This is a genomic window from Salmonella sp. SAL04214, from assembly GCF_046550615.1.
Taxonomy (GTDB): Bacteria; Pseudomonadota; Gammaproteobacteria; order Enterobacterales; family Enterobacteriaceae; genus Salmonella; species Salmonella enterica.
Genome location: NZ_JBGDXT010000001.1, coordinates 110616 through 136895 on the forward strand (window position 1 = coordinate 110616; position 26280 = coordinate 136895).

Annotated in this window: 27 protein-coding genes; 14 read left to right on the forward strand and 13 right to left on the reverse strand. The window is 54.9% G+C overall.

Translation table 11 applies throughout. The annotated features are described in order from the left end of the window. Nucleotides 1–22 precede the first annotated feature (22 nt). From infB to mtr, 9 genes are all read left to right on the forward strand, one after another. Entirely contained in the window at nucleotides 23–2701 is a 2679-nt protein-coding gene (gene infB, locus ACLJQD_RS00555; RefSeq protein ID WP_000133064.1) for a translation initiation factor IF-2, read from the forward strand. 151 nt (nucleotides 2702–2852) lie between these two features. Then, nucleotides 2853–3254, forward strand: coding sequence for a 30S ribosome-binding factor RbfA (gene rbfA, locus ACLJQD_RS00560; protein ID WP_001040199.1), 402 nt, complete (start codon nucleotides 2853–2855; stop codon nucleotides 3252–3254). Next, complete coding sequence (truB, locus tag ACLJQD_RS00565) at nucleotides 3254–4198, forward strand: tRNA pseudouridine(55) synthase TruB (protein ID WP_000089678.1); 945 nt, start codon at nucleotides 3254–3256, stop codon at nucleotides 4196–4198. The genes rbfA and truB overlap by 1 nt, the downstream gene beginning before the upstream one ends. Before the next feature lie 150 nt (nucleotides 4199–4348). After that, nucleotides 4349–4618, forward strand: a complete 270-nt coding sequence (gene rpsO, locus ACLJQD_RS00570; RefSeq protein ID WP_000059465.1) for a 30S ribosomal protein S15 — start codon at nucleotides 4349–4351, stop codon at nucleotides 4616–4618. 241 nt (nucleotides 4619–4859) lie between these two features. After that, nucleotides 4860–6995, forward strand: coding sequence for a polyribonucleotide nucleotidyltransferase (gene pnp / locus ACLJQD_RS00575; protein ID WP_001670767.1), 2136 nt, complete (start codon nucleotides 4860–4862; stop codon nucleotides 6993–6995). 109 nt (nucleotides 6996–7104) lie between these two features. After that, nucleotides 7105–7989, forward strand: coding sequence for a lipoprotein NlpI (gene nlpI / locus ACLJQD_RS00580; protein ID WP_000802069.1), 885 nt, complete (start codon nucleotides 7105–7107; stop codon nucleotides 7987–7989). Between the two features lie 105 nt (nucleotides 7990–8094). Next, nucleotides 8095–8175, forward strand: coding sequence for a protein YrbN (gene yrbN, locus ACLJQD_RS00585; RefSeq protein ID WP_010723222.1), 81 nt, complete (start codon nucleotides 8095–8097; stop codon nucleotides 8173–8175). After that, a complete protein-coding gene (gene deaD / locus ACLJQD_RS00590; RefSeq protein WP_000807244.1) occupies nucleotides 8168–10057 on the forward strand; it encodes an ATP-dependent RNA helicase DeaD in 1890 nt (629 codons plus the stop codon). The genes yrbN and deaD overlap by 8 nt, the downstream gene beginning before the upstream one ends. A gap of 153 nt (nucleotides 10058–10210) precedes the next feature. Continuing rightward, nucleotides 10211–11455 (forward strand): tryptophan permease, encoded by a 1245-nt coding sequence (gene mtr, locus ACLJQD_RS00595; RefSeq protein WP_017441476.1) that lies wholly within the window; start codon nucleotides 10211–10213, stop codon nucleotides 11453–11455. 90 nt (nucleotides 11456–11545) lie between these two features. Here the strand turns inward: mtr and ACLJQD_RS00600 are convergent, their stop codons facing one another. From ACLJQD_RS00600 to ACLJQD_RS00610, 3 genes are all read right to left on the reverse strand, one after another. Further along, nucleotides 11546–12553, reverse strand: a complete 1008-nt coding sequence (locus ACLJQD_RS00600) for a luciferase-like monooxygenase (RefSeq protein ID WP_017441477.1) — start codon at nucleotides 12551–12553, stop codon at nucleotides 11546–11548. Between the two features lie 177 nt (nucleotides 12554–12730). Beyond that, a complete protein-coding gene (locus ACLJQD_RS00605) occupies nucleotides 12731–13627 on the reverse strand; it encodes a U32 family peptidase (RefSeq protein WP_001540959.1) in 897 nt (298 codons plus the stop codon). Then, nucleotides 13618–14613: a peptidase U32 family protein gene (locus ACLJQD_RS00610; protein ID WP_000421309.1), complete on the reverse strand. Its 996-nt coding sequence runs from the start codon at nucleotides 14611–14613 to the stop codon at nucleotides 13618–13620. The genes ACLJQD_RS00605 and ACLJQD_RS00610 overlap by 10 nt, the downstream gene beginning before the upstream one ends. A gap of 216 nt (nucleotides 14614–14829) precedes the next feature. Between ACLJQD_RS00610 and ACLJQD_RS00615 the strand changes: the two genes are divergently transcribed. Both ACLJQD_RS00615 and ACLJQD_RS00620 read left to right on the forward strand, forming a co-directional pair. After that, entirely contained in the window at nucleotides 14830–15354 is a 525-nt protein-coding gene (locus ACLJQD_RS00615) for an SCP2 domain-containing protein (protein ID WP_000884721.1), read from the forward strand. Then, nucleotides 15348–15851 (forward strand): GNAT family N-acetyltransferase, encoded by a 504-nt coding sequence (locus ACLJQD_RS00620; protein WP_000908562.1) that lies wholly within the window; start codon nucleotides 15348–15350, stop codon nucleotides 15849–15851. The genes ACLJQD_RS00615 and ACLJQD_RS00620 overlap by 7 nt, the downstream gene beginning before the upstream one ends. Here the strand turns inward: ACLJQD_RS00620 and ACLJQD_RS00625 are convergent. Then, nucleotides 15838–16155, reverse strand: coding sequence for a GIY-YIG nuclease family protein (locus tag ACLJQD_RS00625; protein WP_000928379.1), 318 nt, complete (start codon nucleotides 16153–16155; stop codon nucleotides 15838–15840). The genes ACLJQD_RS00620 and ACLJQD_RS00625 overlap by 14 nt on opposite strands. 37 nt (nucleotides 16156–16192) lie before the next feature. On the opposite strand from ACLJQD_RS00625, the gene ACLJQD_RS00630 reads away from it, so the two are divergent. Further along, entirely contained in the window at nucleotides 16193–16636 is a 444-nt protein-coding gene (locus tag ACLJQD_RS00630) for a YhbP family protein (RefSeq protein ID WP_000380404.1), read from the forward strand. Here ACLJQD_RS00630 and yhbO read toward each other — a convergent pair. Continuing rightward, the gene (yhbO, locus tag ACLJQD_RS00635; protein WP_000037599.1) at nucleotides 16616–17134 is read right to left on the reverse strand and encodes a protein/nucleic acid deglycase; all 519 of its coding nucleotides are present in this window, start codon (nucleotides 17132–17134) and stop codon (nucleotides 16616–16618) included. The two genes, ACLJQD_RS00630 and yhbO, sit on opposite strands and share 21 nt — an antisense overlap. Before the next feature lie 130 nt (nucleotides 17135–17264). Between yhbO and ACLJQD_RS00640 the strand changes: the two genes are divergently transcribed. Next, on the forward strand, nucleotides 17265–17900 hold the full coding sequence (locus tag ACLJQD_RS00640; protein WP_001530791.1) for an NAD(P)H-binding protein: 636 nt from the start codon (nucleotides 17265–17267) through the stop codon (nucleotides 17898–17900). Between the two features lie 66 nt (nucleotides 17901–17966). On the opposite strand, the gene dolP is transcribed toward ACLJQD_RS00640, so the two are convergent. From dolP to ACLJQD_RS00660, 4 genes are read right to left on the reverse strand one after another with little or no spacing between them, the layout of a single operon-like run. Further along, on the reverse strand, nucleotides 17967–18542 hold the full coding sequence (dolP, locus tag ACLJQD_RS00645; RefSeq protein WP_001650801.1) for a division/outer membrane stress-associated lipid-binding lipoprotein: 576 nt from the start codon (nucleotides 18540–18542) through the stop codon (nucleotides 17967–17969). Nucleotides 18543–18551: 9 nt separating this feature from the next. Then, entirely contained in the window at nucleotides 18552–19142 is a 591-nt protein-coding gene (gene diaA, locus ACLJQD_RS00650) for a DnaA initiator-associating protein DiaA (RefSeq protein WP_000893481.1), read from the reverse strand. Between the two features lie 21 nt (nucleotides 19143–19163). After that, nucleotides 19164–19559 carry a YraN family protein gene (locus ACLJQD_RS00655; protein ID WP_000057285.1) on the reverse strand — a complete coding sequence of 132 codons (396 nt, stop codon included), beginning with the start codon at nucleotides 19557–19559 and terminating at the stop codon, nucleotides 19164–19166. Further along, nucleotides 19517–21559, reverse strand: a complete 2043-nt coding sequence (locus ACLJQD_RS00660) for a penicillin-binding protein activator (protein WP_017441478.1) — start codon at nucleotides 21557–21559, stop codon at nucleotides 19517–19519. The genes ACLJQD_RS00655 and ACLJQD_RS00660 overlap by 43 nt, the downstream gene beginning before the upstream one ends. 63 nt (nucleotides 21560–21622) lie before the next feature. Between ACLJQD_RS00660 and rsmI the strand changes: the two genes are divergently transcribed. Then, the gene (gene rsmI, locus ACLJQD_RS00665; protein WP_000812290.1) at nucleotides 21623–22486 is read left to right on the forward strand and encodes a 16S rRNA (cytidine(1402)-2'-O)-methyltransferase; all 864 of its coding nucleotides are present in this window, start codon (nucleotides 21623–21625) and stop codon (nucleotides 22484–22486) included. Between the two features lie 157 nt (nucleotides 22487–22643). Here the strand turns inward: rsmI and ACLJQD_RS00670 are convergent, their stop codons facing one another. The 4 genes from ACLJQD_RS00670 to gatB all read right to left on the reverse strand — a co-directional run bounded on the left by ACLJQD_RS00670 (nucleotide 22644) and on the right by gatB (nucleotide 26279). Next, complete coding sequence (locus tag ACLJQD_RS00670; protein WP_001083899.1) at nucleotides 22644–23417, reverse strand: DeoR/GlpR family DNA-binding transcription regulator; 774 nt, start codon at nucleotides 23415–23417, stop codon at nucleotides 22644–22646. Between the two features lie 110 nt (nucleotides 23418–23527). Further along, nucleotides 23528–24571, reverse strand: a complete 1044-nt coding sequence (gene gatD / locus ACLJQD_RS00675) for a galactitol-1-phosphate 5-dehydrogenase (RefSeq protein ID WP_000844174.1) — start codon at nucleotides 24569–24571, stop codon at nucleotides 23528–23530. A 46-nt stretch (nucleotides 24572–24617) separates the two neighbouring features. Then, a complete protein-coding gene (locus ACLJQD_RS00680) occupies nucleotides 24618–25991 on the reverse strand; it encodes a galactitol-specific PTS transporter subunit IIC (RefSeq protein ID WP_017441479.1) in 1374 nt (457 codons plus the stop codon). A gap of 3 nt (nucleotides 25992–25994) precedes the next feature. Continuing rightward, nucleotides 25995–26279 (reverse strand): PTS galactitol transporter subunit IIB, encoded by a 285-nt coding sequence (gatB, locus tag ACLJQD_RS00685; protein WP_000824293.1) that lies wholly within the window; start codon nucleotides 26277–26279, stop codon nucleotides 25995–25997. Nucleotide 26280 lies beyond the last annotated feature (1 nt).

The following is a 26280-nucleotide window of genomic DNA, read 5'->3' on the forward strand; positions in this document are numbered from 1 at the left end:
AACTGTAGCAGGAAGGAACAGCATGACAGATGTAACCCTAAAAGCGCTGGCCGCAGAGAGACAGGTTTCCGTGGATCGCCTGGTACAGCAGTTTGCTGATGCAGGTATCCGGAAATCTGCTGACGACTCTGTGTCCGCACAAGAAAAACAGACTTTACTGGCGCACCTGAACCGCGAAGCGGTTTCTGGTCCCGATAAACTGACGCTGCAGCGTAAGACGCGCAGCACCCTGAACATTCCAGGTACCGGTGGAAAAAGTAAATCGGTACAAATCGAAGTCCGCAAGAAGCGCACCTTTGTGAAACGCGATCCGCAAGAGGCTGAACGCCTGGCCGCGGAAGAGCAGGCGCAGCGTGAAGCGGAAGAGCAAGCCCGTCGTGAGGCAGAAGAACAGGCCAAACGCGAGGCGCAACAAAAAGCTGAACGCGAGGCCGCAGAACAAGCTAAGCGTGAAGCCGCTGAAAAAGCGAAACGTGAAGCTGCGGAAAAAGACAAAGTGAGCAATCAACAGACTGACGATATGACCAAAACCGCCCAGGCCGAAAAAGCCCGCCGTGAGAATGAAGCTGCAGAGCTGAAGCGTAAAGCGGAAGAAGAAGCACGTCGCAAACTCGAAGAAGAAGCGCGTCGTGTAGCAGAAGAAGCTCGCCGCATGGCGGAAGAAAACAAATGGACCGCAACGCCTGAGCCAGTAGAAGACACCAGTGACTATCATGTCACTACTTCTCAGCACGCGCGCCAGGCCGAAGACGAAAACGATCGTGAAGTAGAAGGCGGTCGTGGTCGTGGCCGTAATGCAAAAGCGGCGCGTCCGGCGAAAAAAGGCAAACATGCCGAATCCAAAGCCGATCGCGAAGAAGCGCGTGCTGCGGTTCGCGGCGGTAAAGGCGGCAAGCGTAAAGGGTCTTCTTTACAGCAAGGCTTCCAGAAGCCCGCTCAGGCCGTTAACCGCGACGTGGTGATCGGTGAAACCATCACCGTTGGAGAACTGGCGAACAAGATGGCGGTGAAAGGTTCTCAGGTCATCAAAGCGATGATGAAGCTGGGCGCCATGGCCACCATCAACCAGGTCATCGACCAGGAAACCGCACAGCTGGTTGCCGAAGAGATGGGCCACAAAGTTATCCTGCGTCGTGAAAACGAACTGGAAGAAGCGGTAATGAGCGACCGTGATACCGGCGCTGCGGCTGAACCGCGCGCCCCGGTTGTGACCATCATGGGCCACGTTGACCACGGTAAAACCTCTCTGCTGGACTACATTCGTTCCACGAAAGTAGCCTCTGGCGAAGCGGGCGGCATTACCCAGCACATCGGTGCTTACCACGTTGAAACTGACAACGGGATGATCACCTTCCTGGACACCCCGGGTCACGCCGCGTTTACTTCTATGCGTGCTCGCGGCGCCCAGGCAACGGATATCGTGGTTCTGGTGGTAGCGGCAGACGACGGCGTGATGCCGCAGACTATCGAAGCTATCCAGCACGCGAAAGCGGCAGGTGTGCCGGTCGTGGTTGCGGTGAACAAAATCGATAAGCCGGAAGCGGATCCGGATCGCGTTAAGAACGAACTGTCCCAGTACGGCATTCTGCCGGAAGAGTGGGGCGGCGAGAGCCAGTTCGTTCACGTGTCTGCGAAAGCAGGTACCGGTATTGACGAACTGCTGGATGCTATCCTGCTGCAGGCCGAAGTTCTGGAACTGAAAGCGGTACGCAAAGGTATGGCGAGCGGTGCGGTGATCGAATCCTTCCTGGATAAAGGTCGTGGTCCGGTGGCTACCGTGCTGGTTCGTGAAGGTACGCTGCATAAGGGCGATATCGTGCTGTGTGGCTTCGAATACGGCCGCGTGCGTGCGATGCGTAACGAACTGGGTCAGGAAGTGCTGGAAGCGGGTCCGTCCATTCCGGTGGAAATCCTCGGCCTGTCCGGCGTTCCGGCTGCGGGTGACGAAGTGACCGTGGTTCGCGACGAGAAGAAAGCGCGTGAAGTTGCTCTGTATCGTCAGGGTAAATTCCGTGAAGTTAAACTGGCTCGTCAGCAGAAATCTAAACTCGAGAACATGTTCGCCAACATGACCGAAGGCGAAGTTCACGAAGTGAACATCGTGCTGAAGGCCGACGTACAGGGTTCTGTGGAAGCGATCTCCGACTCCTTGCTGAAACTGTCTACCGACGAAGTGAAAGTGAAGATCATCGGTTCTGGCGTAGGTGGTATCACCGAAACCGACGCGACCCTGGCTGCGGCGTCCAACGCCATTCTGGTGGGCTTCAACGTTCGTGCCGATGCCTCTGCGCGTAAAGTGATCGAATCTGAAAGCCTGGATCTGCGTTACTACTCCGTCATCTATAACCTGATCGACGAAGTGAAAGCGGCGATGAGCGGTATGCTGTCTCCGGAACTGAAACAGCAGATCATCGGTCTGGCTGAAGTGCGCGATGTGTTCAAATCGCCGAAATTCGGCGCGATCGCGGGCTGTATGGTTACCGAAGGTACAATTAAACGCCATAACCCAATCCGCGTTCTGCGCGACAACGTGGTTATCTATGAAGGCGAGCTGGAATCCCTGCGCCGCTTCAAAGATGACGTTAACGAAGTCCGTAACGGCATGGAATGTGGTATCGGCGTGAAGAACTACAACGACGTTCGCGTTGGCGATATGATTGAAGTGTTCGAGATTATCGAGATCCAACGTACCATCGCTTAAGGTTGGTTGGGTGTAGGCCGGATAAGGCGTTTACGCCGCCATCCGGCAATGTTATGCCTGATGGCGCTAGCGCTTATCAGGCCTACAGCCTGAATACCGTATTAATTTCAAAAAGGGGCTGATAGCCCCTTTTTTGTCTGGAGAATTTATTATGGCGAAAGAATTTGGTCGCCCGCAGCGCGTGGCCCAGGAGATGCAAAAAGAGATCGCAATCATCCTGCAGCGCGAAATTAAAGACCCGCGCCTGGGTATGATGACTACCGTCTCCGGTGTCGAAATGTCCCGTGACCTGGCCTATGCCAAAGTGTTTGTCACCTTTTTGAACGACAAAGATGAAGACGCAGTAAAAGCGGGCATCAAAGCGTTGCAGGAAGCGTCTGGTTTCATCCGCAGCTTGCTGGGTAAAGCGATGCGTCTGCGCATCGTACCGGAACTGACCTTCTTCTACGACAACTCGCTGGTGGAAGGGATGCGTATGTCCAACCTGGTGACTAACGTGGTGAAACATGACGAAGAACGTCGTGTGAACCCGGACGACAGCAAGGAGGACTGATGAGTCGTCCTCGTCGTCGTGGCCGCGACATTCACGGCGTGCTGCTGCTGGATAAGCCGCAGGGTATGTCCAGCAATGACGTGCTGCAGAAAGTTAAGCGCATCTACAATGCTAACCGCGCCGGGCATACCGGCGCGCTGGACCCGCTGGCGACCGGCATGTTGCCGATTTGCCTCGGCGAAGCGACAAAATTTTCGCAGTACCTGCTGGATTCTGACAAACGCTATCGTGTTATTGCCCGTCTGGGGCAGCGCACGGATACCTCTGACGCCGATGGTCAAATCGTGCAGGAGCGTCCGGTGACTTTCAGCGCTGAGCAGCTTGCGAGCGCGCTGGAGACCTTTCGTGGGGATATCGAACAGATTCCCTCGATGTATTCGGCGCTGAAGTATCAGGGCAAGAAGCTGTACGAATATGCCCGCCAGGGTATCGAAGTGCCGCGCGAAGCCCGCCCGATTACCGTCTATGAGCTGCTGTTTATTCGCCATGAAGGTAACGAGCTGGAGCTGGAAGTTCATTGCTCCAAAGGCACCTATATTCGTACCATTATTGATGATTTAGGTGAGAAACTGGGCTGTGGCGCGCACGTAACCTACCTGCGTCGTCTGACGGTCAGCAAGTATCCGGTGGATCGTATGGTGACGCTGGAGCACTTGCGCGAGCTGGTAGCACAGGCGGAGCAGCAGGGCGTTCCGGCGGCGCAGTTGCTCGATCCATTATTGATGCCAATGGACAGTCCAGCTTCGGACTATCCTGTTGTTAATCTGCCGTTAACATCTTCGGTATACTTCAAAAATGGCAACCCGGTTCGTACCACGGGCGCGCCGTTGAAGGGACTGGTTCGTGTGACGGAAGGTGAAGACGATAAATTTATCGGTATGGGCGAAATTGACGACGAAGGCCGTGTCGCGCCTCGTCGGCTGGTAGTAGAGTACCCAGCGTAATGTCGCTTCGTCTTGCGATAAGAGAGCGCTGCGAGTAGAATACCGCCGCTTAACGTCGCGTAAATTATTTAACAGTTTACGCGGCGTACACTGGGATCGCTGAATTAGAGATCGGCGTCCTCTCATTCTTAAATACTTTGGAGTTTTAAAATGTCTCTAAGTACTGAAGCTACAGCTAAAATCGTTTCTGAGTTCGGTCGTGACGCAAACGACACCGGTTCTACCGATGTTCAGGTTGCTCTGTTGACTGCACAGATTAACCACCTGCAGGGTCACTTTGCAGAGCATAAAAAAGATCACCACAGCCGTCGTGGTCTGCTGCGTATGGTTTCTCAGCGTCGTAAACTGCTCGACTACCTGAAACGTAAAGATGTTGCACGCTACACCGCGCTGATTGAGCGTCTGGGTCTGCGTCGCTAATTCTTTCGAGTTTCAGAAAGAGGGGGCCTTCATGGCCCCTTTTTTCCAGCAGATGGCAGCAATTCGCTGGAAACTAATGTATTGTTGCTATGAATGATCTTCCGTTGCAGAGGTTCGCGCGGCTAATGAGAGGCTTTACCCATATCAGGGTTAGGGTTGTCATTAGTCGCGAGGATGCGCAGAAGATCGGGTATTAACGACGGCGCGTATTATGCCGTCAAAAATTGGAAAGGATATTATTTTGCTTAATCCGATCGTTCGTAAATTCCAGTACGGTCAGCATACCGTTACGCTGGAAACTGGCATGATGGCGCGTCAGGCCACTGCCGCTGTTATGGTAAGCATGGATGACACCGCCGTATTCGTTACCGTTGTCGGCCAGAAAAAAGCCAAGCCAGGCCAGGACTTCTTCCCACTGACCGTTAACTATCAGGAGCGTACCTACGCTGCTGGTCGTATCCCGGGCAGCTTCTTCCGTCGTGAAGGCCGTCCAAGCGAAGGCGAAACCCTGATCGCGCGTCTGATTGACCGCCCGGTTCGTCCGCTGTTCCCGGAAGGCTTCGTTAACGAAGTGCAGGTTATTGCGACCGTCGTTTCCGTTAACCCGCAGGTTAACCCAGACATCGTTGCCATGATCGGCGCATCCGCTGCGCTGTCCCTGTCCGGCATTCCGTTCAACGGCCCAATCGGCGCGGCGCGCGTAGGTTACATCAATGACCAGTACGTGCTGAACCCGACCCAGGACGAACTGAAAGAAAGCAAGCTGGACCTGGTGGTTGCCGGTACCGAAGCGGCTGTGCTGATGGTGGAATCCGAAGCTGAACTGCTGAGCGAAGACACTATGCTGGGCGCGGTGGTATTCGGTCACGAGCAGCAGCAGGTTGTTATCCAGGCGATCAACGATCTGGTGAAAGAAGCCGGTAAACCGCGTTGGGACTGGCAGCCGGAAGCCGTCAACGACGCGTTGAACGCGCGTGTTGCTGCGCTTGCTGAATCTCGTCTGAGCGACGCGTACCGCATCACCGATAAACAAGAACGCTATGCTCAGGTTGACGTAATCAAATCCGAAACCATCGAGCAGCTTATTGCAGAAGATGAAACTCTGGATGCTAACGAGCTGGGCGAAATTCTGCACGCCATCGAGAAAAACGTGGTGCGTAGCCGCGTACTGGCAGGCGAGCCGCGTATTGATGGCCGTGAAAAAGACATGATCCGTGGTCTGGACGTGCGCACTGGCGTACTGCCGCGTACTCACGGTTCCGCTCTGTTTACCCGTGGTGAAACGCAGGCGCTGGTTACCGCGACTCTGGGTACTGCCCGTGACGCGCAGGTGCTTGATGAACTGATGGGCGAGCGCACTGACAGCTTCCTGTTCCACTACAACTTCCCTCCGTACTCCGTAGGCGAAACCGGCATGGTCGGTTCTCCGAAGCGTCGTGAAATTGGTCACGGTCGTCTGGCGAAGCGCGGCGTGCTGGCAGTGATGCCGGACATGGATAAATTCCCGTACACCGTTCGCGTGGTGTCTGAAATCACCGAATCCAACGGTTCTTCTTCTATGGCTTCCGTGTGCGGCGCTTCTCTGGCGCTGATGGACGCTGGCGTGCCAATTAAAGCCGCCGTAGCAGGTATCGCTATGGGTCTGGTGAAAGAAGGCGACAACTACGTTGTTCTGTCTGACATTCTGGGCGACGAAGATCACCTGGGCGATATGGACTTCAAAGTGGCGGGTTCCCGCGACGGTATCTCTGCATTGCAGATGGATATCAAAATTGAAGGTATCACCAAAGAAATTATGCAGGTTGCGCTGAACCAGGCGAAAGGTGCGCGTCTGCACATCCTGGGCGTGATGGAACAGGCGATCAACGCGCCGCGCGGCGATATCTCTGAATTTGCGCCGCGTATCCATACCATCAAGATCAGCACGGACAAGATCAAAGACGTGATCGGTAAAGGCGGTTCTGTGATCCGCGCGCTGACTGAAGAGACCGGCACCACCATCGAAATTGAAGATGACGGTACTGTGAAGATCGCGGCGACCGACGGTGAAAAAGCGAAATACGCTATCCGTCGTATCGAAGAGATCACCGCAGAGATCGAAGTCGGCCGTATCTACAATGGTAAAGTGACCCGTATCGTTGACTTTGGCGCGTTTGTTGCCATCGGCGGCGGTAAAGAAGGTCTGGTTCACATCTCTCAAATCGCGGATAAGCGTGTAGAGAAAGTGACCGACTATCTGCAGATGGGTCAGGAAGTCCCGGTTAAGGTTCTGGAGGTTGACCGCCAGGGCCGTGTACGTCTGAGCATTAAAGAAGCAACCGAGCAGTCTCAACCTGCGGCTGCGCCGGAAGCTCCGGCGAGCGAACAGGCCGAGTAAGGTAGCCTTTTGCCCTCCGCAGTGCGGAGGGCTTTAGACCTGGCTGGACGCCTTGTTGAGCCACCGGGGAACAGGACGTTCATTCAATCGTTGTCTTCGGGAGTGGGAAATGAAGCCTTTTTTGCGCTGGTGTTTCGTTGCGACAGCACTTACGCTTGCAGGATGCAGTAATTCCGCCTGGCGTAAAAGTGAAGTCCTCGCAGTACCATTGCAACCGACTTTACAGCAGGAAGTGATTCTGGCGCGTATGGAACAGATTCTTGCCAGTCGGGCTTTAACCGATGACGAACGCGCACAGCTTTTATATGAGCGCGGAGTGTTGTATGATAGTCTTGGTTTGAGGGCATTAGCGCGAAATGATTTTTCACAAGCGCTGGCAATCAGACCGGATATGCCTGAAGTATTCAATTACTTAGGCATTTATTTAACGCAGGCAGGCAATTTTGATGCTGCCTATGAAGCGTTTGATTCTGTACTAGAGCTTGATCCAACTTACAACTACGCGCACTTAAACCGCGGTATCGCATTGTATTACGGCGGCCGTGATAAGTTAGCGCAAGATGATCTGCTGGCGTTTTATCAAGACGATCCCAATGATCCTTACCGCAGCCTGTGGCTGTATCTTGTTGAGCAGAAGCTTAATGAGAAGCAGGCGAAAGAAGCGTTAAAAGCACGCTTCGAAAAATCGGATAAAGAGCAATGGGGATGGAACATTGTCGAGTTCTACCTGGGCGACATTAGCGAAGCAACGCTGATGGAAAGGCTCAAGGCGGACGCAACGGATAACACCTCGCTCGCTGAGCATCTCAGTGAAACCAACTTCTATTTAGGTAAGTATTACCTAAGTCTGGGGGATTTGGACAGCGCCACGGCTCTGTTCAAACTGGCGGTGGCCAACAACGTTCATAACTTTGTTGAGCACCGATACGCATTGTTGGAATTATCGCTCCTGGGCCAGGACCAAGATGACCTGGCAGAATCGGACCAGCAATAGCTGACGAACATATCAGCCCGTAATCTTTTTGATTGCCATCACCTTCGCGGGTGAGGGCGTTGTTGTTCGTTAATACACCTACTTTGAGCCGGTTCACACTTTTCAATGAAAATTGCAGATCAATTTCATGATGAGTTATGTAGACTGGCCGCCATTAATTTTGAGGCACACGTACTACATGGCTGAATTCGAAACCACTTTTGCAGATCTGGGGCTGAAGGCTCCTATCCTTGAAGCCCTTACCGATCTGGGTTACGAAAAACCATCTCCAATCCAGGCAGAGTGCATTCCGCATCTGCTGGGCGGTCGCGACGTGCTGGGCATGGCCCAGACCGGTAGCGGCAAAACCGCAGCGTTCTCTTTACCGCTGCTCAACAATCTTGATCCTGAGCTGAAGGCACCTCAGATTCTGGTGCTGGCGCCAACCCGCGAACTGGCGGTACAGGTTGCCGAAGCCATGACGGATTTCTCTAAACACATGCGCGGCGTAAACGTGGTTGCCCTGTACGGCGGTCAGCGTTATGACGTGCAGTTACGCGCCCTGCGTCAGGGGCCGCAGATCGTTGTCGGTACGCCGGGACGTCTGCTTGATCACTTAAAACGCGGCACCCTCGACCTCTCTAAACTGAGTGGTCTGGTGCTGGATGAAGCCGACGAAATGCTGCGTATGGGCTTCATCGAAGACGTTGAAACTATTATGGCGCAGATCCCGGAAGGTCATCAGACCGCTCTGTTCTCCGCCACTATGCCGGAAGCGATTCGTCGCATTACCCGCCGCTTTATGAAAGAGCCGCAGGAAGTGCGCATTCAGTCCAGCGTGACTACCCGTCCTGACATCAGCCAGAGCTACTGGACTGTCTGGGGTATGCGTAAAAACGAAGCGCTGGTGCGTTTCCTGGAAGCGGAAGACTTTGATGCGGCGATTATCTTCGTACGTACCAAAAACGCGACCCTGGAAGTAGCAGAAGCGCTGGAACGTAGCGGCTACAACAGCGCCGCGTTGAATGGCGATATGAACCAGGCGCTGCGTGAGCAGACTCTGGAACGCCTGAAAGATGGTCGTCTGGACATCCTGATCGCCACCGACGTTGCGGCACGTGGTCTGGACGTTGAACGTATCAGCCTGGTGGTGAACTACGATATCCCGATGGACTCCGAGTCCTACGTTCACCGTATCGGTCGTACCGGCCGTGCGGGTCGCGCCGGTCGCGCGCTGCTGTTCGTTGAGAACCGCGAGCGTCGTCTGCTGCGCAACATCGAACGCACCATGAAGCTGACCATTCCGGAAGTGGAACTGCCGAACGCAGAACTGCTGGGTAAACGCCGTCTGGAAAAATTCGCCGCGAAAGTTCAACAGCAACTGGAAAGCAGCGATCTGGATCAGTACCGTGCGCTGCTGGCGAAAATCCAGCCGTCTGCTGAAGGTGAAGAGCTGGATCTCGAAACGCTGGCCGCCGCACTGCTGAAAATGGCGCAGGGCGAGCGTCCGCTGATTCTGCCGCCGGATGCGCCGATGCGTCCCAAGCGTGAATTCCGTGACCGTGACGACCGTGGTCCGCGCGATCGTAATGACCGTGGCCCGCGTGGCGACCGTGAAGATCGTCCGCGTCGTGAACGTCGTGACGTTGGCGATATGCAGTTATACCGCATTGAAGTGGGCCGTGATGACGGCGTTGAAGTTCGTCATATCGTGGGCGCTATCGCTAACGAAGGCGACATCAGCAGCCGTTACATTGGTAACATTAAGCTGTTCGCGTCTCACTCCACCATCGAGCTGCCGAAAGGTATGCCGGGCGAAGTGCTCCAGCACTTCACGCGTACCCGCATTCTGAACAAGCCGATGAATATGCAGCTGTTGGGTGATGCGGTTCCGCACGCGGGCGGCGAACGTCGCGGCGGTGGTCGTAGCTTCAGTGGCGAACGTCGTGAAGGCGGTCGTAATTTCAGCGGCGAACGTCGTGAAGGTGGTCGTGGTGATGGTCGTCGCTTCAGCGGCGAGCGTCGTGAAAGCCGTGGTCCGCGTCGTGATGACTCTACCGGTCGCCGTCGTTTCGGCGGTGATGCGTAACTCACGCTGACCTGCGCATTCACAGCGTAAAGTAAAATATACAGCCCCGATCGTCACAATCGGGGCTTTTTTTATTTCTTTTGTACTCATGTACTGGTACAGTGCAGCGTATTGAGAGATAGTCACATTATAAATGACTGGAGAGAGAGCTGAATGGCAACACTTACCACCACCCAAACGTCACCTTCGCTGCTTGGCGGCGTGGTGATTATCGGCGGCACCATCATTGGCGCGGGGATGTTCTCCCTGCCGGTGGTCATGTCCGGGGCGTGGTTCTTCTGGTCGATGGCGGCGCTGGTCTTTACCTGGTTTTGTATGCTGCACTCCGGGCTGATGATCCTCGAAGCCAACCTTAACTATCGCATTGGTTCGAGTTTTGACACCATCACTAAAGACCTGCTGGGCAAAGGCTGGAACGTTGTCAACGGCATTTCTATTGCCTTTGTGCTTTACATCCTGACCTATGCCTATATCTCCGCGAGCGGTTCGATTCTGCATCATACCTTTGCTGAGATGTCGTTGAACGTTCCGGCGCGAGCGGCAGGTTTTGCCTTTGCGCTGCTGGTGGCGTTTGTTGTGTGGCTGAGTACGAAGGCGGTCAGCCGGATGACGGCGATTGTGCTGGGCGCGAAAGTGATTACTTTCTTCCTGACCTTCGGCAGCCTGTTAGGGCACGTTCAGCCTGCCACGTTGTTTAACGTGGCTGAAAGCCACGCGTCATATACGCCGTACCTGCTGATGACGCTGCCATTTTGTCTGGCCTCTTTTGGTTATCACGGTAACGTACCGAGCCTGATGAAATATTACGGCAAAGATCCGCGTACCATCGTGAAATGCCTGATTTATGGGACGTTACTGGCGCTGGCGCTCTATTCCGTCTGGCTGCTGGGGACGATGGGCAACATCCCGCGTCCGGAATTTATCGGCATTGCGCAGAAAGGCGGCAATATTGATGTGCTGGTACAGGCGTTGAGCGGCGTGCTGAACAGCCGCAGCCTGGATCTGCTGCTGGTGGTGTTCTCTAACTTTGCGGTCGCCAGTTCCTTCCTTGGCGTGACGCTGGGGCTGTTTGACTATCTGGCGGATCTGTTTGGCTTTGATGACTCGGCAATGGGGCGTTTTAAAACGGCGCTGCTGACGTTTGTGCCGCCAATTGTCGGTGGTCTGCTGTGGCCGAACGGTTTTCTGTACGCCATTGGCTATGCAGGTTTAGCTGCAACTATCTGGGCGGCCATTGTGCCTGCGCTGTTGGCGCGTAAATCTCGCGAACGTTTCGGCAGCCCGAAATTCCGCGTCTGGGGCGGCACGCCGATGATTGTACTGATTCTGGTCTTCGGTGTCGGCAACGCGGTTATCCATATTCTGTCGAGCTTTAATTTGCTGCCGGTGTACCAGTAACGTTATTGTGCCGGATGGCGGTTGCACCTTATCCGGCCTACTTGATGCTGTAGGCCCGGTAAGCGAAGCGCCACCGGGCAAAACAACGCACTACCCCAACAATTCCTGCTTAACATCCATCGCCAAATCAAACGAATGCAGCCGCGCCTGATGATCGAAAATCTGCCCGTTTACCATAATTTCATCCGCCTGGGTCTCCCGCAGGATGGATTCCAGCCCGTGGCGGACTTTCGCCTTATCGCCCACCAGCGACATGCTCAGCGCCTGTTGCACGCCATACTGCTCGGATGGCGACCAGAAGGTCTCCATATTCTCAATCGGCGGCGGCAGTTGCCCGGTTTCCCCACGGCGTAGCTTCACAAAAGCCTGCTGCATGGAGGTAAACAGGAATTCGGCGTCGCGGTTGCTGTCGGCGGCGATAATATTGATACACACCATCGCGTACGGTTTTTCCAGCCGCGCTGAAGGTTTGAACTGGGTACGGTACAGATGCAGCGCCTGGAACAACATATCCGGCGCGAAATGCGAAGCAAAGGCGAACGGCAGGCCAAGCTGGGCCGCCAGTTGCGCACTATACAGGCTGGAGCCCAACAGCCAGACCGGGATCTGCTCGCCGTAGCCGGGCACCGGGCGCACATGCGGATTAGGGTCGCGAGCGTCGAACCAGTCCACCAGCTCTGCGACATCGCGTGGAAAGTTATCGATATCGCCGCTCATATGGCGACGCAGCGCGCGCATCGTCGGCTGATCGCTACCCGGCGCGCGTCCCAACCCTAAGTCGATACGTCCCGGGTAGAGCGTATTCAGCGTGCCGAACTGCTCGGCAATCACCAGCGGTGAATGGTTAGGCAGCATCACGCCGCCGGAGCCAAGATGTAATGTTGTGGTATTGGCCGCCAGATAACCAATCAATACCGAGGTCGCCGCGCTGGCGATACCGGTCATGTTGTGATGTTCTGCCAGCCAGTAGCGGTGATAACCGCGCTTTTCAGCCAGCCGTGCGAGATCAAGCGAGTGCGTGAAGGCTTCTTTTGCCGAAGCTCCTTCAGGGATCGGCGCCAGATCCAGCACCGAGAACGGAATAGTTTTGTCAGTCATAACGGCTCACTTTGTTACCGGTTAATCTTTTAATACTGCATTAAAGATTAGCGAATGTTGTTAACAAAGTGAGCTTTATGAGACTGACGGCAAAAACAATGCCCGATAGCGCTGCGCTTATCGGGCCTACGGGAGCGCTATTTGTAGGCCGGATAAGGTATTGATGCCGCCATCCGGCTAGGCCTGTAGCTCCAGCCCGGCCAGCCGCTTCCAGTAGCCGTTACAGTCGCTATGGGCGGCAAGCGGTAATGGCGCGCCGCCGTTTTCGTTAGCGCGAAAGGCATCAAGCATGGCAAATGTCTCCGTCCCCAACGGCGACAGGCGCACGATATCGACCAATCCCTGCATTGACGTCAGTTCGTTGCCAAGGTTATAGACATAGCCGCTCATGGTCTGAATACCGTTAAGCACAAACACCTGCTGATTCTCTTGCGAGAGCACGTCACGACCGTTTGGATACTTGATACAGCAGGTTTCGCACTCATCTTTCGGACGGTCTTCCGAACGGGCGGTAAAGCAGCGAGCGGAGTAGGCCAGCGGCAGATGCCCGTAGCTCAACACTTCCACTTCAAACTGATTGCGAATGCCCAGTTCGTCGCACTGATTAAGCAAATTCACCAGCCAGTCGCGGGACAGCTCCACCGGCATACACCAGCGTACCATGCCTTCTTTCAGCAACCGGCGCAGCGTGACCGCGTTGTAGCAATTCAGCGCATGGCCAGCGACAAACGGCAGTTTGCGCTCGGCGCACAGATTCACCACGCCAAGATCGCTGGCTTCCAGCAGAAAATCGCCGTTGTCCACATAGCGTTTCAGCTCGCTTAATTCAGATGACGCCTGTACCAGCGCCAGGGTGGAGAGCGCCACCTGCTTACCGCTGGCGGCGAGGGATTTCGCCATTTCCAGCCAGTCGCCGACTTTGGTCGCGCGACGCTTGCTGCACACCGCTTCGCCCAGATAAATGACATCAGCGCTGCTTTTTGCGGCCTGCTGATAAAAATCTTCCAGCGTCTCTTTCGGCCAGTAATAAAGCACCGGTCCTAAGGAATATTTCATAGCTCCTCTCACTGCCATTTACGGTGATATGCGCCAAGCGTGGTTTGGGTGCCTTCGGACATCGCGCCGAGCGTCTCCATCCAGTCGCGCTGTGGAACGAAGTTTTGCGGGGCGGCTTTGCAGCGATCGATCGCCTGGCGCCACACTTTCGCCACCTGGCTGACATAGGCCGGGCTGCGCTGGCGGCCTTCGATCTTCACCGAAGCGATGTTCGCCGCCATGAGCTCCGGCAGCAGTTCCAGCGTGTTCAGGCTGGTTGGCTCCTCCAGCGCGTGATAGCGCTCGCCGTCCACTAAATAGCGGCCTTTGCACAGCGTTGGGTAGCCCGCGTTTTCGCCATCCTGGTAACGGTCAATCAGGACATCATTCAGGCGCGATTCCAGTCCCTGCGGCGTTTGCTGCCAACGGACAAAGCGGGCGGGAGAGCAGGCGCCGACGGTATTGGGCGACTCCCCCGTCAGGTAGGAAGAAAGATAGCAGCGACCTTCCGCCATAATGCACAAGCTGCCAAACGCGAATACCTCCAGCGGCACCGGCGTGACGCGGGCCAGTTGTTTTACCTGGTGAATCGACAGTACACGCGGCAGTACTACACGGTGGACATCAAAGTTGCGGTGATAAAAGCGAATCGCCTCTTCGTTGGTTGCCGAAGCCTGAACGGAAACATGGCGCTCAATATGTGGGTAACGCTCTGCGGCATATTCCAGCATAGCGAGGTCGGCAAGAATCAGCGCGTCGGCGCCAAGCTGCGCCGCCATATCCACGGCGCGCTGCCAGCGGGCATAGCCGTCCGGATGCGCAAAAGTATTAATGGCGATGTGTAATTTGCGGCGATGCTGGTGAACAAAACTCACCGCTTCCTGCAATTTTTTTTCGGTAAAGTTAAGGCCGGCAAAATGACGGGCATTGGTATCGTCTTTTAACCCGATATAAACGGCGTCAGCGCCGTTTTCGATGGCCGCCTTCAGCGCCGGGAGATTTCCGGCAGGGCAGAGCAGCTCCATAATTTATCCTGAGGGTTACGTCTGAGACGCAAAATTGTTAACGAACAGGGATTTTAGTTAACCTTGCTGCGACAATTTTTGATTTAAGGCAGTTAAAGGCGTATTGGTAACACCAATAATGGGGTAGAAAATCAGACCCAATTGTTGATTTACGCCGCCATGTGATTTATTGGATATGGCAAAATAACAGGACTATTGAAACAGGGAGTAAAGCTCGTGTTAGATAAACTGCGTTCACGATTAGTCCATGCTGGCCCGTCTCTGATGAGTGTACCGGTTAAACTGACGCCCTTTGCGCTAAAGCGCCAGGTTCTGGAACAGGTTCTGAGCTGGCAGTTTCGTCAGGCGCTGGCCGATGGAGAGCTGGAATTCCTCGAAGGTCGTTGGTTAAGCATTCATGTTCGTGACATCGACTTAAAATGGTATACCACAGTTGAAAATGAAAAGCTGATCGTTAGCCAGCAGGCGGATGCCGACGTCAGTTTTAGCGCCGACGCCAGCGATCTGCTAATGATCGCCGCCCGTAAACAGGATCCGGATACGCTCTTTTTCCAGCGTCGACTGGTCATTGAAGGCGATACTGAGTTAGGGTTGTATGTGAAGAATCTGATGGACGCCATCGAACTGGAGCAGATGCCGAAAGCGTTACGCGTTATGCTGCTGCAACTGGCGGATTTTGTTGAGGCGGGAATGAAAAACTCGCCGGAAACCAAACAGACCTCGGTAGGTGAACCATGCTAATTCGAGTAGAAATTCCCATTGATGCGCCTGGTATTGATGCGCTGTTACGCCGTTCATTCGAAAGCGATGCGGAAGCGAAGCTGGTTCACGATTTGCGTGAAGATGGTTTTCTGACGCTCGGACTGGTGGCCACGGATGATGAAGGCCAGGTGGTGGGCTATGTCGCCTTTAGCCCGGTTGATGTGCAGGGCGAAGATTTACAGTGGGTCGGCATGGCGCCGCTGGCGGTCGATGAAAAGTATCGCGGGCAAGGACTGGCGCGCCAGTTAGTGTATGAAGGGCTGGATTCGCTCAATGAGTTCGGCTACGCGGCGGTCGTGACGCTGGGCGATCCGGCGTTATATAGCCGCTTCGGTTTTGAACTGGCCGCGCATTACGATCTTCACTGCCGTTGGCCCGGTACGGAAAGCGCTTTCCAGGTACACCGTTTGGCTGAGGATGCGCTGGAAGGCGTGACGGGGCTGGTGGAGTATCACGACCACTTCAATCGTTTTTAAGCACCGGCGTTTGCAGGCTGGACAGCAGCGCCTCAAACGCTTCGCGTTCCGTCACAAGGCGCTCTTTCTGGCGCTTTGTGAGCTGTTTGATGCGATACTCTATGCGCAGGGCCAGCGAGCGATCGCCGACCTGCGCCGCAAACGCCAGCGTTAACTCGCCTTTTCCCCGTAATGCTTTTGCGCCTTTTCCCGTTTGATGCTGCCTGTAACGACGCGCCACATCGGTGGTTATTCCGGTGTAAAGCGCATTGTCTGCGGTACGAATCAGATACAGATACCAGGGTGTCATTGTCGCCATCAGCATGATAATTTTCAGGTTCCCAGTATAAGCGAGAATAAAGATGGACACACTTACCGCTATTGGCCGTTGGCTGGCGAAACAACACGTGGTGACCTGGTGCGTACACCATGAGGGAGAGCTGTGGTGCGCCAATGCGTTTTATTTGTTCGATGCGCAAAACGTCGCGCTGTATCTGTTAACGGATGATAAAACCCGCCATGCGCAAATGTCTGGCGCGTGCGCGCCAGTTGCGGGAACGGTCAATGGTCAGCCGAAAACGGTGGCGCGCATTCGCGGCGTACAGTTTAAAGGGGAAATTCGCCGTCTGGAGGGGCAGGAGAGCGACGCCGCGCGTAAAGCTTACCTTCGTCGCTTCCCGGTCGCCAGGGTGCTGCCAGCGCCGGTATGGGAAATTCGGCTGGATGAAATTAAATTCACCGACAACACGCTGGGGTTTGGTAAAAAACTGCACTGGTTACGCGACTCACGCGCCCAGCAGGCGTAGCGCCTCGCGGTTAAATGCCGGCAGGTCGTCAGGCGTGCGGCTGGTCACCAGCTGATCTTTATCGACGACGACTTCCTGATCGTAAAATTCCGCGCCCGCATTCTTCACATCGATAATAATCGGTTTCACCGCCGTGAGTTTGCGCCCACGAATGACATCGGCGCTGATCAACAACTGTGGGCCGTGGCAAATGGCAAAAACCGGTTTACCGCTGTTAACGAAATCGCGGGTAAAATCCACGAAACGGCTGTCGCCGCGCAGGTAGTCCGGCGAATGGCCTCCCGGCAATAGCAAGGCGTCGAACTCGTCGGGACGAACGTCATCAATAGCCTTATCAATGGTGACGCTGGCCTCGCCTTTTTTTCCTTTCACCGTTTTACCCGCCTCTTTTTCGATGGTGATGACCTCATGGCCGGCCTGACGGAATTCTGCTGCCGGCGAGGTAAATTCTGAATCTTCAAATTCATCGGTAATCAAAACGGCAATTTTCTTACTCATGCGTTTCCTCCGCAGTGGTGGCGTCGGGTAAGGCAAATTTTCCACAATGATGGATACTTACCTCGTAGACTATTAAGCCTGGTCGATAGGGCCGAGAGTGCAAGGTGGACAAATCTGTAAAGGAGCGAGGATGAGTCAGGTACTGATTACCGGCGCGACCGGACTGGTCGGCGGACATCTGCTGAGAATGTTAATCAACACGCCGCAGGTGAGCGCTATCGCCGCGCCGACGCGTCGCCCGCTGACGGATATTGTCGGCGTTTATAACCCTCACGATCCGCAGCTTACCGACGCGTTAGCTCAGGTGACCGACCCGGTAGATATTGTTTTTTGCTGCCTGGGCACGACCCGGCGTGAAGCGGGAAGTAAAGCGGCGTTTATTCATGCGGATTATACGCTGGTGGTTGATACCGCGCTGACCGGGCGTCGACTGGGCGCGCAGCACATGTTGGTGGTCAGCGCAATGGGAGCAAACGCGCACTCTCCGTTTTTCTACAATCGGGTGAAAGGAGAAATGGAGGAGGCGTTAATCGCGCAAAATTGGCCTCGTTTGACGATTGCCCGGCCTTCTATGCTGCTCGGCGACAGAACAACGCGGCGGGTGAATGAAACGCTTTTCGCTCCGCTATTTCGGCTGTTGCCAGGAAACTGGAAATCGATTGATGCGCGGGATGTGGCGCGGGCCATGCTGGCGGAAGCGCTGGCGCCAGCACAAGAAGGCGTGACGATTCTGACCTCATCGCAACTGCGGGAAAAAGCGGAGTAGCGAAGCCGGATGATTTACCGGATGGCGACGCGGTTTACACATTTTTATCGCCACCCGGCACACCGGTTACTTAATATACGTAAAGGCGGTGGTCACGCGTTTCACGCCGCTCACCCGGCTGGCGATGTCCGCTGCCGCTTTACCTTCACGTTCAGTTACCAGGCCCAGCAGGAACACTTCGCCATTTTCGGTGGTGACTTTCACGTTTGACGATTTTACCTGATCGCTGGTCAGTAGCTGTGAGCGAACTTTCGTAGTGATCCAGGTATCGTTAGAGGCGGTCCCCAGGCCGATAGGCTCACCCTGGCGAATCTCGTTATAGACCTCGGTGGTGCCTTCAACGCCCATCGCTATCTGTTTCGCGCGTGCGGAGAGTTCGCTGTTTGGCGACTGCCCCACTAACAAAACTTTGCCCTGATAAGCCGTGACATTGATGCGCGTCTCTTTTTTGATTTGCTCATCTTTCGACAGCGCGCTGCTGACACGCAGTTCCAGCGTTCCGTCATCCACCTGGGTGCCCACGCTACGCGGGTCGGTTGCGGCTTTGGTGCCGACGGCTGCCGTACCCACTACCGCGGCGGCGACGCAACCTTGCAATAGCAACGCAGAAATAAGGACTGCGAGCGGCGAAAATGCCTTCATGTGTACTCCTTAATCATCCTGGTGAGGAAAAAGCGTGTTATCGATCAAATCGCACAGGCAGTTTACCGTCAGCATATGCATTTCCTGAATGCGCGCGCTGTGGTGTGAAGGGATACGAATTTCGACATCCTGCGGCCCTAATAGTCCGGCCAGCTCACCCCCGTCATACCCGGTTAGCGCCACAATGGTCATGTCACGTGTGACGGCTGCTTCAACGGCTTTTACGATATCGCGACTATTACCACGCGTAGAGATCGCCAATAAAACATCGCCTGCATGTCCCAGCGCCCGGACTTGTTTTGCATAAACTTCATCGTGCAGGCGATCGTTAGCGATCGCAGTTAAGACCACATTATCGGTATTTAGTGCAATGGCGGGTAAACTGGGTCGCTCCGTTTCAAAGCGGTTAATCATGCTGGCAGCAAAATGCTGTGCGTTGGCCGCGGACGTCCCGTTTCCACAACAGAGGATTTTGTTGCCGTTAAGCAGGGAATGAACCAGCGTCATGGCGGCGCGGGAAATGGCATCCGGAAGCGCTTCCGCCGCAGCAATTTGAGTTTGAATGCTTTCTGTAAAGCAAACTTTGATTCTTTCGAGCACGCTAATCCTTAAAATCTTCAATTATGAGTGGTCGTTAAACGCATCCCGAAACCACTCAATCTCATTTCCGGTGAAGGCTAACACATCGAACCGACAATCCACAGTATCAAAACTCCCATTCTGGCGGGCGAGCCACAAGCGGGCAGTATGTAATAATTTGTGTTGCTTGCTGCGGGTCACACTAGCCGCCGCGCCGCCATAAAGCCCGGAGCGCCGATAGCGGACCTCAACAAAAACCGTCGTTTTTCCGTCGCGCATGATCAGATCGATTTCGCCGCCGCGCTCGCGCACGTTGGCGGCGATAAACCGCAGTCCTTTGCTTTCCAGCCAGCGACGCGCGGCAGCTTCCCACGCGTCGCCAGCCTGTTTACGCGTTAGCTGGCGGGAACAATCTCCCCTTGCTGGTATTTGAGCCATGATAACTTCCTGTTAATCACACAATCCGGGCTGGCGGTTAATGCGCCGGTATTACCATTGATCTCAAACCCCTGCACCTGACGCATCTGCGAAAAGTGGTTCGCCAGCGTCCAGGCATCCACGCCCATGGCGTACATCCGCGCCAGAGAATAGTCGTTATGTACAGCGCTCAGCGCCTGCTGCATCAACGGCATATTGCCGCCTGCCAGCATAGGAATTTCACTGTATTGTAAACCTTCCATCTCCAGACGGAAGTCGGGGCCGGAGGTGCCTTGCGCGCTGCGGGAGCTGGCATACAGCGTCGCGCCGCTCTGGGTGCCGTTACGCATGGCGATCATCGGTTTGATAAAGCCAATCTCTTCCGGCGTAGCCAGAATATAGACCGCGTCTACGCGTCCGCCGCCGGTGATTTGCGCGTCGGTCGGCGGCGCAGGGATGGTCAGACCGCCAATGGTGACGCCCGGTTGCGCAGGCACGCTGGCGGCGACCGGACTGCCCGTCAACGCGATACCCGCGCCGCCGTTCACGCCCATTTTCAGCTCGGCTACGGAGCCGAATTTTTGCTGTAACACGATGCCGCCGCCCAGTTTTTGCCACTCCTGGGTGAAGGCGTTCGCCACGCGATCGCCAAGCGTGCTGCGTGGGATCAACAGCAGCGGCGACTGCTTGCCCTGGTCATAAATATGATGCGCCGCGTCACGGGCTTCATCTTCTGGAGAGAGCGCGAAATAGCAGATATTAGGGAAGCTACGTACCGTTTCCGGCTGGTTGAGCGCCAGCACGTTGAGCGGCGTGTTGCTTTTCATCAGCGCTTCCACATTGTTTTTCAACAGCGGCCCGACCACGATACTGGCGCCGTCTTGCTGAACCTGAGCAAGCACCTGATCCAACGGCTGGGAAGAGGTATCGTAGATTTTTAATTCAGCGGAGGGATCCGCCGGCGCGCTTGCTGTAGCAGGGGGAGTTTGTGGCGCGCTGACTGGCGTAGCGGACTGGGATGGAGCGTCATCAGTCAGATCGCTCACCGAGGCCTGCGACGGACTGGCGACGCCGTTGGTCATTTGTGGCTGCGTCTCCTCCACGCCAGGTTCGACCGGCGCGTCAGGCGCGGCGGCAGGCTGCATCTCTACCGCCTGGGTGCCGAGGTTTTTCGCGGCTTCGAAACCTTGCTGGATGGTACGGCCAAACACGGCAGCCTGACCGTTCAGCGGCAGCAGCAGAGCGATTTTGCTGGTGGAAGCTGGTTTAAAACGTTGTACATTGACGAGCTGCGTCGGCAGCATTTTCGCCCCCGGATTTTGCGGGTAGCGTTTTTGCCAGTCGGCGATCCCGGCTTTCAGCATGTCCGGATCGTTGCGGTTGTCAAACCAGACGCGTTGCAGATCCAGCCAGCCCTGAAGCACATTTTCATCAGCGTTGATAACCAGCGTCCTGGCCTGATCCGGCGTCATGGCGGAGAGCGCCTGCCAGGTGGCGTCGATATTTTTTTGTTTCTCTTTCGCCGCCAGTAGCGGTTCCTGGGCGATTAACGCCCGCAACAGGGTAAGCGACGGGCGTCCCTGGCTGGCAACGATCTGCGCCTGCCAGTAACGCGCTTGCTGATTTGGCGCAAAGTCGGCGGGTTTTAGTTTATCCAGCAAGGCCTGCGCGCCTGCGACATCTTTTTGCGCCAGTTTGATTTCTACCGCTAATAAAGACTGTTCGCGACGCTGGGTATCGTTCAGATTTTGCGGGAGTTGGTTGAACAGGTCGACGGCCTGCTGGCTTTTTCCTTCTTTCAGCAGTGCATGAATGGCGAGTAATTGCCAGTTGGTCTTGCTATCATCTGCGCTTTGCTGCATCTGATGCAGGTAAAAGGCGGAGTCAGCTTGCGCTGAACCCTGCATATAGGCTGCGCTTTGATCTGGCGCCTGGGTGCCGCACCCGGCGAAAAGTAGCGCAGCCAGGACGACAGGCAGCGCGCGTGCGGCGTTCAAACGAGAAAATGTTGAGGGTACCATACTGTATCCAGTGATATTTTTTTACGCAATGCTCAATATTAAATCGGCAATACGGACGACACAATGAAACAAAACGAATCGGCGGATAATTCTCAGGGCCAACTCTTTATTGTACCTACTCCTATCGGTAATCTGGCGGATATTACCCAGCGTGCGTTGGAGGTGTTACAGGCTGTAGATCTGATTGCCGCCGAGGATACTCGTCACACCGGTTTATTGCTGCAACATTTTGGGATTAATGCCCGATTGTTCGCGCTGCACGACCATAACGAACAACAAAAAGCGGAAACGCTGGTCGCGAAGCTAAAAGAAGGGCAGAACATTGCGCTGGTTTCCGACGCCGGTACGCCACTGATTAACGATCCGGGCTACCACTTGGTGCGTACTTGTCGCGAAGCGGGGATTCGCGTGGTGCCGCTACCGGGGCCGTGTGCGGCGATTGCCGCCCTGAGCGCCGCTGGCCTGCCATCCGACCGTTTCTGCTATGAAGGCTTTTTACCGGCGAAATCCAAAGGCCGCCGTGATGCGCTAAAAGCCATTGAAACGGAACCGCGAACGCTGATTTTTTATGAGTCAACCCACCGCCTGTTAGATAGCCTGGAAGATATCGTAGCGGTATTGGGAGAATCCCGCTACGTGGTGCTGGCGCGTGAGCTGACCAAAACCTGGGAAACCATTCACGGCGCGCCGGTCGGCGAGCTGCTGGCGTGGGTCAAAGAAGATGAAAACCGCCGTAAAGGCGAGATGGTGTTGATTGTCGAAGGGCATAAAGCGCAAGAAGACGACCTGCCCGCCGACGCGCTGCGCACGCTGGCGCTGCTACAGGCAGAACTGCCGCTGAAAAAAGCGGCGGCGCTAGCAGCAGAAATTCACGGCGTGAAGAAAAATGCGCTGTATAAGTATGCGCTGGGGCAGCAGGAAGAGTAAAAGCGAGCGCCCGGGAACCGCCTTTTATCGCCATCGTGTTAATACTCAATCAGGTGATTGATGTGGGTAAATTGATGGGGGCATTGGGCGGTGATAGCGGGCCGGGCCTTTCCTTCGGGCTTACTCTCGCGATCAGCAACGCATAACCGACTCCTTTTTAGACGATCATTAATTCCACGCCTGTTTTCGCTAATGCCGCTTTATCCTGTTTGCTGATGGTGTCATCGGTTATCACACAATCGATCTTGTCCATCGGCAATACCTGGTTAAAGCCGCGACGGTTAAATTTGGTCGCGTCCAGTACCGCGATAACTTTGTGTGCCGCCGCCGCCATGACGCCGCTAATGGAATAACCTTCGTTAAACGTGGTAATACCGTTTGTCGCATCAATGCCATCCGCCCCGACAAACATGACATCGGCGCTGATGCCGTGTAGCGATCGTTCCGCAATCGTGCCGTGCATTGAGTGGGTTTTATGCCGTACCGTACCGCCGCAGACCACCAGCGTGAGATCTTTATTTTCTGATAGCGTAAAAGCGGCAGGCAAGCTGTTAGTGATCACCGTAATATTGCTTTTTCGCGCGAGCGCTTCCGCAATCAGTAACGTTGTGCTCCCGCTATCCAGAATGATGGTCATTCCTTCTTCAACCATTGCCGCAGCCGCCTGGGCAATCCGCTTTTTCGGATCGCTGGCGAGTTGATACCGATCTTCCAGAATGACTTCCTGATTGTCGCCTTCCGCCAGATGACTTCCCGGTTTTGCCGCGCCGCCATGAAAACGGGTGACAAGGCCTTTCTCTTCCAGCAGACGCAGGTCAGCACGGATAGTCACTTCAGAAATACCAAAGGTATTTGAAAGGTCCATCACCAGCACGCTGCCTTGCGTATTAATCAGGTCGACAATTTTATTTCTTCGCTCAAATGAGTTCATATTGATTTGCCTGATAATTAACTGTAACTAGTTTAAACGAAGGATTGCGAAAGGTGAACGCTAAATTTCGAAAGGAAATGTGAGCCAGCGCAGGTTGCTGGCTCGTACCATCAGGAAAGTTGAAGTAGGATTTTGCCCTGCATGGGCGCGCCATTAAGCGCTTTGACTGCTTCTGCAAAGCTTTCCGCATCGCCGCGATGGGCAATGAGAGGGGTCAGTTGAAGACGTTTTTCAGCCAACAGGCGCGCTGCGGTTTCCCATTCTTCTCCTGGCCATGGTGCGGAGTAGTTCATCCAACTGCCGAGGAGCGTGAGCTCTTTACGCAAAATTAGCCCGAATGTACGCGTTGTCAGGGTGAGATCGTGATGTAACGTCCCCACCAGCGCCAGTTGCGCGCGCGGCCCGGCGATATCGATAGCCAGCGAGACGGTCTGGGGAGTTCCTGCCGTTTCGAGAACCAGTTGATCAAACTGAATGTCGGACAACGCGGTCTGGATGTCGTCGGCGGTCATTTCCCGGCTATTACAGGTATGCGTTGCGCCGAGCGCTTTCGCCAGTTCCAGTTTCTGCGGATTGATATCAATCGCCGTTACGCTTCGCGCGCCCAGTTCCCGCGCGCACTGTAAGGCCAGCAGGCCAATTGTCCCGGCACCAACGATAATTACGTTTTTCCCCTCGCAGCCCTGCGCCAGATGAAAGGCGTGTAAGCCCACGGTAATCGGTTCGATAAACGCGCCATCTTCAATCGGCATATCAGACGGCAAGCGGAAAAGATTGGCCCGTTTGACCACCACATATTCCGCATTACCGCCTTCGCTGCGCGATCCTACAAACTGATACTGTTTGCATAAAGAAAAGTAACCGCGTTCGCATTGCGGACAGTGAAAGCAGGGAAGAAGCGGGACGCAAGCGACGGCATCGCCGGGCTGCATATCCGTTACGCCTGTGCCGTAGGATTCAACGTAGCCGCTGAATTCATGACCTAACGTAATAGGATAATAATGGGCGCCCTGCGCGAAAATACGCGGGATATCCGACCCGCAAAGCCCTGAGCTAACGACTTTGACCAACACATCGTCCTCGGCTTGCAGTTGTGGTAAGGGACGTTCTTCAACGCGCACGTCTCCCTCAGCGTGAATAACCACTGATTTCATAACATTCTCCAGGAAGGTGGTGAGGGGAGCGATTGCTCCCCTAAAATTAAGAGGCGATTTGACTTTGCTGTAGCGCCGTGGCTTTCTCAGCCGCGACAAATTGTCGGGCGCGACGCCAGGTCAGCAGTACACCGGCCAGATAGATAATGGCAATGACGGCGAAGCCGACGATATTCTGCCAGGTAAAAAGTTGAATCAGCAGCCAGGTGATGGGGGAACCGCCCTGATCCAGCGAGGCGACTTGTCCGCCAGCTTTTAGCGCTCCGGCATTGGCAGCCAGTTGGGTATGCAGGCCAATCGTCTGGGTGGCTATCCACAGGGTGATACCCATGATAATGACACCTGAAATCAGCGTGCGGAACAGGTTGCCCTGGTGTACCGCGACCGCCATCGCAATAAAGAAACCGATGGTGGCGAGGTCGCCGAACGGCAGCACCTGGTTCCCCGGTACTAAGACGGCAATCAGGATGGTCAGCGGAATGAATATCAGGCTCGCGGAGACAACAGAGGTATGACCGAGCAGTAGCGCTGGATCAAGGCCTATCAGGAACTCCTGCCCGCCAAATTTAGCCTGTAGACGTTTACGCGCATGTTTCGCGATAGGCGTTAGGCCATCCATAATAGGTTTAATGACGCGTGGCATAAGCAGCATCACCGCTGCGGTTTTGACCGCCAGTTGCAGAACGGCTTTGGCGTCGTAGCCTGCCAGTACACCAATCACCAGCCCCATCACGAAGCCGACAGTCACCGGCTCGCCAAACGGTCCGAAGCGTTTCTGAACATCGTCTGCGCTAAAGTGAATACGATTGAGACCCGGAATTTTTTCGATAATGGTATCAACGAGCACCGCCACGGGGCCCAGGTACGCGGATGAGCCGTGTGGGATAGCAATCCCCTCGAGGCCAAAATAGTCGCGGGTATCTTTGGCAAACCAGTCCCCCAGTTTGTAGACAAAGGCGGCATGAACCACAACGCCCAGAATCCCCAGCCAGTATGAACCGGTCGCCAGATGCAGCATGGCGCCCGTAAAGGTCATGTGCCAGATATTCCAGATATCGACATTCACCACGCGGGTCATGCGGGTCACCAGCATCAGGACGTTAACCCCGATGGCGACAGGGATCGCGACCAGCGCGATTTGTGACGCCCAGGTCATGGGCGATGAACCCGGCCAGCCGATGTCAATAACGTGGAGATTGATTTGGAAATGTTCCGCCATGGCTTTCGCCGCGGGGCCGATAGAATCCAGCATCAGGCCGATGACCAGACCAATACCCACGAAGCCGATACCAATATGCAAACCCGATTTAAAACAATCCCCAAGCTTCATTCCCAGCAGTTTAGAGAACACGATGATCACCAGAGGCAACATCACCGTTGGGCCTAAGTCGAGGATATAACGCATTATTTCGCTAAACATACGTTACCCCATGAGAATGGACAGAATTTTTTGCTGTAATGCTTCAATACCCACGCCGGAAACAAAAGGCATACCGTGAACGACGGGAATATCGCCAAAGGCGCGATCGACCCTGGCAGTGGTACAGATAAGATCGGCGCCGTCCATATAGGTTTCGATTTCGGTGACCCGGCATTGCACTAAGTCGAGCTCAATATGGTTGGCATCACACAGCTCTTTAATTTCTTCCGCAGCCATCGTTGAGGTTGCAACCGCACCGCCACAGGCCACAATTACTTTACGTTTCATA